The organism is Parvibaculum sp. (assembly GCF_049672805.1).
GTDB lineage: Bacteria > Pseudomonadota > Alphaproteobacteria > Parvibaculales > Parvibaculaceae > Parvibaculum.
This window is the reverse complement of the sequence record NZ_JBATWS010000254.1, coordinates 1-5,495: the sequence shown is the minus strand read 5'-3', so window position 1 is coordinate 5,495 and position 5,495 is coordinate 1. Positions and strand designations below refer to the sequence as shown.

General features: G+C 63.5%; 7 protein-coding genes. 6 read left to right on the top strand and 1 reads right to left on the bottom strand.

Going from position 1 to position 5,495, the window contains the following annotated elements; all coding sequences use genetic code 11:
- The coding region (dapF, locus tag WBF74_RS08270) for a diaminopimelate epimerase (RefSeq protein ID WP_424437975.1) at positions 1-658 on the bottom strand (658 nt) is incomplete at its 3' end.
- Positions 659-744: 86 nt separating this feature from the next.
- Between dapF and WBF74_RS08265 the strand changes: the two genes are divergently transcribed.
- The 6 genes from WBF74_RS08265 to trmD form a co-directional block, all read left to right on the top strand.
- Entirely contained in the window at positions 745-1,566 is an 822-nt protein-coding gene (locus tag WBF74_RS08265) for a PIG-L deacetylase family protein (protein WP_424437972.1), read from the top strand.
- Positions 1,566-2,051 carry a CinA family protein gene (locus tag WBF74_RS08260; protein WP_424437969.1) on the top strand — a complete coding sequence of 162 codons (486 nt, stop codon included), beginning with the start codon at positions 1,566-1,568 and terminating at the stop codon, positions 2,049-2,051. Before WBF74_RS08265 ends, WBF74_RS08260 begins: the two co-directional genes overlap by 1 nt.
- Positions 2,052-2,212: 161 nt before the next feature.
- Positions 2,213-3,742, top strand: a complete 1,530-nt coding sequence (ffh, locus tag WBF74_RS08255; protein WP_424437966.1) for a signal recognition particle protein — start codon at positions 2,213-2,215, stop codon at positions 3,740-3,742.
- 81 nt (positions 3,743-3,823) lie between these two features.
- The gene (gene rpsP, locus WBF74_RS08250) at positions 3,824-4,234 is read left to right on the top strand and encodes a 30S ribosomal protein S16 (RefSeq protein WP_424437963.1); all 411 of its coding nucleotides are present in this window, start codon (positions 3,824-3,826) and stop codon (positions 4,232-4,234) included.
- A gap of 21 nt (positions 4,235-4,255) precedes the next feature.
- Positions 4,256-4,825 (top strand): ribosome maturation factor RimM, encoded by a 570-nt coding sequence (gene rimM, locus WBF74_RS08245; RefSeq protein ID WP_424437960.1) that lies wholly within the window; start codon positions 4,256-4,258, stop codon positions 4,823-4,825.
- Positions 4,818-5,495, top strand: a 678-nt coding sequence (trmD, locus tag WBF74_RS08240) for a tRNA (guanosine(37)-N1)-methyltransferase TrmD (RefSeq protein ID WP_424437957.1), incomplete at its 3' end; no start/stop codon positions are given. The genes rimM and trmD, both read left to right, overlap by 8 nt.

Below are 5,495 nucleotides of genomic sequence, written 5' to 3'. Positions count from 1 at the left end.
GCCCCGCACCGCGCTCCCAAGTGCGGATCCTGATATGGGTCGGCGAGAGAATCTGCGCGACGGAACTATTGGCGCGTTCGGGAAAGAGCGGGGGGTTCTCGAGCATCGGCCCGATGCGGCCAAGGTCGATTGCATCCACATCATCGACAAAGAACACCGCATGGGGATTGCCCACATTGACGACGCCCGGCGAATGCATGATCGGGTTGCCGAGCGGGCCGACTTCAAGCTCAATCGCGCGCGTGTCCTGAAACTCTTCTGAAAGCGGGATTTCATTCCAGCCGAGGCTCGGCTCGCCCATATCAACGGTGATGTTGCCGCCTTCTGCATGGCGCGCGACAGTGTTGCCGCCCAGCGTCTCGATCAGGACGGCGTCCTTGCCGGTTTCTTCCAGAATGAGCTTGCCGATGCAGCGTGCGGCATTGCCACAGGCGCCGACCGTGCTGCCATCCGCATTGCGGATACCCATGAAGACATCGCCGCCATTACGCGGTTCCTCGATGGTGATGAGCTGGTCACAGCCCACGCCCTTTTCCCGATCCGCAATGGCGCGCGTCAGCGCCTCGCTGAGCGTAATCGGCTCGCGGCGCAGGTCCAGCACGACGAAATCGTTGCCGAGACCGTTCATCTTCAGAAAATGGGGCGTCATCGCTGTCATGATGCGCACTTATATGGCTCTTTTTTGCAGCTTGTGCCAGTAGTGGCGCGTTAGGGTGGGGAGAGGCTGCTAACACGGGAGGCTTCATGCTGTGGGTATTAGGGATTGTCGTCCTGATCGGGCTGGTTCTGGTGGCGGTCTGGTACAGGTTCCACAATCTCTTCGAGGACAAGGTGGCGCTGCATGTGGCCTCGCTTGCGCGGGAAGTCGGAGCGAAGCGTATTCTCGCCGTTTTCGCCCATCCCGATGACGAGCAGCTCATCACCGGCCTTCTGACCTCGGCCAAGGCCGATGGCGCCTATCTTTCCATGATTACGGCCACAAAGGGCGATGCGGGCACCCAATGCCCCGTTGTCTGCCGCCAGAGCGATCTCGGCGCGATCCGCCATGCGGAAGTGCTGAAAAACGGCTTTGCGCTTGGCATTGATGATCAGGAAGTCTGGGATTACCCGGATGGCGGCCTGCCCGACCAGCCGGTGGAAGAGCTTGTATCGCGGGTGGCGGCGGCCATGGAACGCTATACGCCCGATCTGGTGATAGCCTTCTGGCCGACAAGCGGGGCGACGGGCCACAAGGATCATATGCGGATGGGCCTTGTCGCCGAGCAGGCCATAGAGCGGCTGCGGGCGGGCAAGGGGCCTTATCGCGGCCCCCGTTTCGTGGCCTATCCGCTCATTCCTCGTGCCTCGCTTTTGAAGCTGGGGGGCAAGCTCGGGCGTTTTGTGGCGGAAAACCAGCCTCTGCCAACCCATTCGACGCCCGGCAACATCGCCTCGAAGATCCGAGGCTGGAAAATCCATGCGGCGCAGGCCGATTATGTGGCCAAGGCCTATAAGGTGCCGACACGGCTCCTCTATCTCATCTGGGACAAGGAGTTTTATGCGCTGCGGGAGTGGGGAGGCGTCTGATGCAGGATTTGTTGCCCGTCGCGGCGGAAATCGCGGAATTGCTGAAAAAACGGGGCGAAACGCTCGCGCTGTCGGAATCTTCGATGGGCGGGCTGGTGTCCGCGTCCTTCGTGGCGCAGCCCGGTGCGTCTGCCTTTTATCTCGGCAGCACGGTCATCTATACGCGGGGTGCCGCCAAGGCGCTTTACGGGCTGGAAGGCGCGCCGCGGCCAGACCTCAAGCCGCTGACAGAGCCTTATGTTGCTGTCATGGCGGAGCGAGTGCGGGGGACGCTGAACGCCACCTGGGCGCTTGCCGAAATGGGCGCATCCGGCCCTTCCGGCTCCCCCTATGGCCCGCCGCCCGGTACGGCGGTTATCGCGCTGGCGGGGCCGGCCCCGGCTGCGATTACCGTCAGCACGGGGTCTGCTGACCGGGCTGCCAATATGCGGGCCTTCGCCCAAGCGGCGCTGCGGCTTCTCCGGCAGGCGCTCTCAACGCGCTGAATTATTGACTCGGGGCGGCCAAGCCCTTAGTTTCCGCCCACCTTTTCGGGACATTGTTGCGCCCCGACCCGCCCGAGGCAGTGAGCCCGGGTCAACTTCCGTCGGCGATATTCGCTCGCGGGAGCGTTTTTTGTTTTGTTTGTCAAAGGCTTGCGACGCAAGTGTTCGAGAATCTTTCAGGCCGCCTCGGCGATGTTCTCTCCAAGCTCAAGGGCCGTGGTGCCCTGGGGGAGAAGGATGTCGATGAGGCGATGCGCGAAGTCCGCCGGGCGCTACTCGAAGCGGATGTGGCGCTGCCTGTTGCGCGCAGCTTTATCGACAAGGTCCGCGAGCGGGCCATCGGTCAGGAAGTTCTGAGATCGGTCACGCCTGGCCAGCAGGTCATCAAGATCGTCCATGACGAGCTGGTGGAGATGCTGGGCGGTGTGGAGGCAGATACCTCCATCTCGCTGCGGGCGGCGGCCCCTGTCGTGCTGATGATGGTGGGCCTTCAGGGTTCCGGCAAAACCACCTCCACGGCCAAGATTGCAAAGCGCCTCACTACGCGCGAAAAGCGCAAGGTTCTGATGGCCTCGCTCGATACGCGCCGCCCGGCAGCGCAGGAGCAGCTTCGGATTCTGGGCGAGCAGGTGGGCGTTGCCACGCTTCCCATCGTTGAGGGCCAGCAGCCTGTCGCCATTGCACGGCGCGCTGTCGAGGCAGCGCGGCTTGGCGGTTATGACGTGCTGATGCTCGACACGGCAGGCCGCATCCATATCGATGAAGAGCTGATGGCCGAAGTCGCAGAAGTCCGCGACATTGCCGAGCCGCATGAGACGCTGCTCGTGGCCGACAGCCTCACCGGTCAGGACGCGGTCAATGTGGCCGAACAGTTCAATGCGCGCATCGGCGTGACCGGCATTGTGCTCACCCGCGTCGATGGTGACGGGCGCGGCGGTGCGGCGCTTTCCATGCGGGCCGTGACCGGCGTTCCGATCAAGCTGCTCGGTACCGGCGAAAAGATGGATGCGCTGGAAGATTTCCGTGCAGACCGCGTGGCAGGCCGCATTCTCGGCATGGGCGACATTGTCAGCCTTGTCGAAAAGGCTGCCGAAACGATTGATGCCGAAAAGGCCGAGAAAATGGCCGAGCGGCTCCGCAAGGGGCAGTTCGATCTCGATGATCTCGCCGATCAGCTTCGTCAGATGAGCCGCATGGGCGGCATGAAGGGGCTTCTCGGCATGATGCCGGGTCTCGGCAAGGCGCAGATGCAGGCGGCGCAGGCCCATATGGGTGACGGCACGGTGAAGCGCCAGATCGCCATCATCTCGTCCATGACGAAGAGCGAGCGTGAAAACCCGAAGCTCCTCAATGCGAGCCGCAAGAAGCGCATTGCCAGGGGGTCGGGCACGGAAGTTCAGGAAATCAACCGCCTTCTCAAGATGCACCGTCAGATGGCGGACATGATGAAGGCGATGGGCCGCCAGAAGGGTGGCCTTCTCTCCAAGCTGTTTGGTGGCGGGGGCGGAATGCCCGACCTGCCGCCGGAGGCCGCCGACCCGAAGGCGCTGCAAAAGGCGCTGTCCTCGGGCGCGCTGGGGAAGCTCCCGGCGGGCGGGCTTCCAAAAGGATTGCCGGGCCTTCCGGGCTCCGGTTTCGGCGGGATGCCGCCCGGTCTTCCGGGGCTTCCTACCGGCAAGAAGAAAAAGTGATTGAGCTTAGGTAACTGCACAAATTGACGAAATCCTGGCCCGCACGAATGTGTGGCCGGTCCACTTGAAAGGTAAGACACAATGGCACTGAAGATCCGGCTCGCCCGTGGCGGCGCGAAGACGCGCCCCTTCTATCGCATCGTGGTTGCCGATACGCGCAGCCCCCGCGATGGTCGCTTCATCGAAAAGATCGGCTCGTTCAACCCGCTGCTGCCGAAGGACAATGCCGAGCGCGTGACCCTCGATCTCGAGCGTGCGAAGCACTGGCTCTCGGTTGGCGCGCTGCCGACGGACCGCGTTGCCCGCTTCCTGAATGATGCCGGCCTCTTCAAGCGCGAAGCCCGCAACAACCCGATCAAGGCCAAACCGAAGGCGAAGGCGCAGGAGCGTCTGGAAGCTGCCCGTATCGCTGCGGAAGAAGCTGCTGAAGCTGCTAAGGCTGCTGCCGAGGCGCCCGCTGAAGAAGCTCCGGCCGAAGAGGCGCAGGCTTAATCAGGCCTGCGCATCGCGCTCATGGCTCAGGGCAAGGCCGAAGCGGCGGACGCCAGAGTGTGCCTTGGCGTGGTCACGGGCGCGCATGGCGTGCGGGGGCTCGTAAAGGTGAAAGCCTTTACCGAGTTGCCGGAAGGCGTTGCCGCTTATGGCCCGGTCGAAACGAAGGACGGGTCACGCCGCTTCGCCATCGAGGCGAAGGGCATGATCAAGGATCTCGTTCTTTGCCGTCTTGAAGGCATAGATGACCGCGACACTGCCGAGGCGCTTCGGGGAACCGAGCTTTATGTGCCGCGCGAGCGCCTGCCGGAGCCGGATGAGGACGAGGAAGGCTGGTATCACGCCGATCTCGTCGGGCTGCGCGTGGTGGGCGAGGATGGCCGGGCTTACGGCCATGTCGCGGCGGTGCTGAATTTCGGGGCAGGCGACCTGCTCGAAATTGCTCCCGAAGGGGGCGGCGAGACGGTGCTGATGGGGTTCACGGTCGATAATGTGCGGCTCGTGGACACCGAGGGAGGCCGGATCGTGATCGACCCGCCTGTCGGCACTTTTGCTGACGAGGATGCGGAACCGGGAGCGGGTGATGAGTGAAGGCTGGTCCGCCACGGTGCTGACGCTCTTCCCGGAAATGTTTCCGGGGCCTTTGGGCGTGTCGCTCGCGGGCCGGGCGCTTGAAGCGCGGAAATGGACCCTTGAAACGGTCGATATCCGCGATTTTGCGACCGACCGGCACCGTTCCGTGGACGATACGCCAGCGGGCGGCGGGCCGGGCATGGTGATGCGGGCGGATGTGGTGGCGGCGGCGGTCGATGCCGTCCGGGGCAAGGCTTCCCCGGAAGGTGATGCAAGGCCGCTTATCTATCTGAGCCCGAGGGGGCGCCCCCTGACCCAGAAAAGGGTGAGGGAGCTGGCCGAAGGGCCGGGTGTGGTGCTTCTTTGTGGGCGTTTCGAGGGACTCGACCAGCGGGTCATCGAAGCGCGGCAGATGGAAGAAATAAGTATCGGGGATTTCGTCCTTTCGGGCGGGGAACCCGCGGCAATCTGCCTTCTCGATGCGGTGATCCGGCTTCTGCCGGGTGTCATGGGGAAGGATTTGTCGGGCGAGGAAGAAAGTTTCGAGGGCGGGCTCCTTGAGTACCCGCACTATACGAGGCCGCAGGACTTCGAAGGGCGGGGCATCCCGCCGGTTCTGACTTCCGGCGACCACGCGAAGGTCAAGGCCTGGCGTCGTGCACAGGCGGAAGAGACGACAAGGGAAAGG

What these genes read in the sequence shown, in the direction of transcription:
- rimM (WP_424437960.1), top strand. Translation starts at nt 4,256, where the DNA reads ATGGCTCAGGGCAAGGCCGAAGCGGCGGACGCCAGAGTGTGCCTTGGC.
- WBF74_RS08265 (WP_424437972.1), top strand. Translation starts at nt 745, where the DNA reads ATGCTGTGGGTATTAGGGATTGTCGTCCTGATCGGGCTGGTTCTGGTG.
- WBF74_RS08260 (WP_424437969.1), top strand. Translation starts at nt 1,566, where the DNA reads ATGCAGGATTTGTTGCCCGTCGCGGCGGAAATCGCGGAATTGCTGAAA.
- rpsP (WP_424437963.1), top strand. Translation starts at nt 3,824, where the DNA reads ATGGCACTGAAGATCCGGCTCGCCCGTGGCGGCGCGAAGACGCGCCCC.